Source organism: Sulfurovum sp. (assembly GCA_026990595.1).
Taxonomy (GTDB): Bacteria; Campylobacterota; Campylobacteria; order Campylobacterales; family Sulfurovaceae; genus Sulfurovum.
Genome location: JALXCZ010000049.1, coordinates 103,755 through 105,990, shown reverse-complemented (window position 1 = coordinate 105,990; position 2,236 = coordinate 103,755). Strand labels below are relative to the sequence as shown.

Here is a 2,236-nt window from a genome sequence, read left to right as displayed (position 1 = left end):
GGCGATGACTTTGTAATCTTTGCCTAAGAAGTTGGTGATGGTGCGTGCTTTTGCCGGTGATTCGACTATGATCAGATTTTTCATGAATGACTTTCTTTTATATATAGAAATTTTTGGCATTGTAGCATAGTTGTGAGAAAAAGCAAGAAAAATACTTTAGAAAACTTTAATAAATCCTAAGCTATAATTTTTTCAAATGCAAAAAGCCAAATTCACGGTGAGGTGTATTGCGGAAAGTTTTGGGTCTTTTACTCTGTAAGACCGCGAAATTGCCTTGTGTTTAGTAGTTGGGGAACTAAATCATAACAAGGTATACTATATGAAATCATACTTCTTTCCACTTTTTATTACTATTTTAGGACTTTTTACTGTTTATATTTTTTATGCATTGTGGCACACAGAAGAGCTCAATCCTCCCAAAATTGTAGAAAAACAGCAGGAAAAAACAGTTGAAGACCTCTCCGATAAAGCAATTGTTCCAAAAATAGATCATCCACATAGCAGCATTGCAATGAAGAATACAGCCCATACTTCTGTGCAGAGTGTGAAAGAACCAGAAATGCAGAAAGATGAGGAGATGGACAAAGAGACAGATGTCCCAAACCTTACTCCACAGCAGATGCAAACACAAACAGAAGCTGTCTATGATGCGCTCACTCCAGAGAACTATGAAGAGACCATGGAAGAAGCTGCAGTGGCTTTTGAGCAGCTTGATACGATGGTAGAAGAACAAGATGCCAAACTGGCTGAAGAGATGCAGGCAGTAGAAGAAGCCCAGGAAGCGTCAGCAAATGAGCCAATGGATGATGAAACACCTGTGGAAGAGTCATCCCAAGAAGAGCAGACAGAGATGTCTGTCCCAGAAAATGAAGAAGAGGTCGATATGGAGAATGAAGACGCCAATTCTAATCACTAACAAAGAGGCACTCTCTATCTGAATATTGCGGTGTTTAGATAAAGGATGCTTGCCCATCCATGCATATCATTTTAAAAGGGAAAACCTATGAACCACTCACTCAAATCACTATATACAAGCATACTGTTTTTAGTACTGTTCTTAACTACACAGCTTAGTGCTGCTGTTGTAGGGACAACCAAAGGAGAGTTCTCTGTCAACCAGGGAACAGCCAACTATAACCTTAAGATAGATGTACCCCCAGGTGTAGCAGGGATGGAACCCAAGCTCTCACTGAACTACTCTTCTAATGGTGGCAATGGCTATATGGGTGTAGGCTGGAACATAGGAGGAGTCTCAGCTATTACACGATGTCCACAGACCAAAGCAGTCGATGGTGCCAACCATAAGTTTGGAGTGAAGTATGATGCTAATGATAGGTTCTGTCTAGATGGGCAAAGACTCATCGTTGTCAAAGGTGCATATGGTGCAGATGGAAGCGAGTATAGGACAGAGATAGATAGCTATTCTAAAGTCATATCGAGGGGAAGCTATGGTGGAGGACCTAGATATTTTGATGTCTATACAAAAAGTGGATTACGATACATTTATGGTGCAGCAGCAACAACCTATGAGTTTACAGTGCCTGGTAAAGCAATGAAGCTATGGAAAGTAGACAGAATCATAGATACTTACAATAACCAAATAGCTTTCAATTACACTATAGATTATGCAAAAGGTATTCACCGACTTAATAAAGTGACGTATGCAGATAATACAATCCAGTTTAACTATGAAACTAGAGCAGATGTGATGAAAGGGTATCATGGTGGGTATCCTTTTCTTATAGACCAAAGACTCAAAGAGGTTGTAGTAAAAACAGGTTCTACGGAGGTTAGACGGTATAAAGTAGCGTATACAAATGAAGCTTCTGGTTCTAAGCGTTCTAAGGTGGCTAGTGTTACTGAGCATGTGGCTGAGGGGGATTTACGAACCTTAAGATTTGAGTGGGATAAGGGTGCCTTTGGGTTGGCTGCTAAAAATGGGTTAAAAACATGGGTAGGGAGTAATGCACAAGGTGCAGCTATAGATATAAGTCGGTTAAAATTTGTAGATATGAATGGAGATGGTCTTACCGATATTTATGTAGTAAATGGTTGGGGAACAGCAGGACAAGATAGGATATTCCTTAATAATGGAAAAGGTGGATTTAGTGCTAAAAATGGGTTAAAAACATGGGTAGGGAGTAATGCACAAGGTGCAGCTATAGATATAAGTCGGTTAAAATTTGTAGATATGAATGGAGATGGTCTTACCGATATTTATGTAGTAAATGGTTGG

3 protein-coding genes are annotated in these 2,236 nt (G+C 39.6%); 2 read left to right on the top strand and 1 reads right to left on the bottom strand.

The window, feature by feature from the left end; translation table 11 throughout:
* The coding region (locus MVE01_RS10165) for a hypothetical protein (protein WP_472562075.1) at nt 1-84 on the bottom strand (84 nt) is incomplete at its 3' end.
* Nucleotides 85-319: 235 nt separating this feature from the next.
* Here MVE01_RS10165 and MVE01_RS10160 point away from each other — a divergent pair.
* Together MVE01_RS10160 and MVE01_RS10155 are read left to right on the top strand one after the other, a co-directional pair.
* Nucleotides 320-916, top strand: a complete 597-nt coding sequence (locus tag MVE01_RS10160) for a hypothetical protein (protein ID WP_472562072.1) — start codon at nt 320-322, stop codon at nt 914-916.
* Nucleotides 917-1,003: 87 nt separating this feature from the next.
* A partial coding sequence (locus MVE01_RS10155; protein ID WP_472562071.1) for an FG-GAP repeat domain-containing protein occupies nt 1,004-2,236 on the top strand: 1,233 nt, incomplete at its 3' end.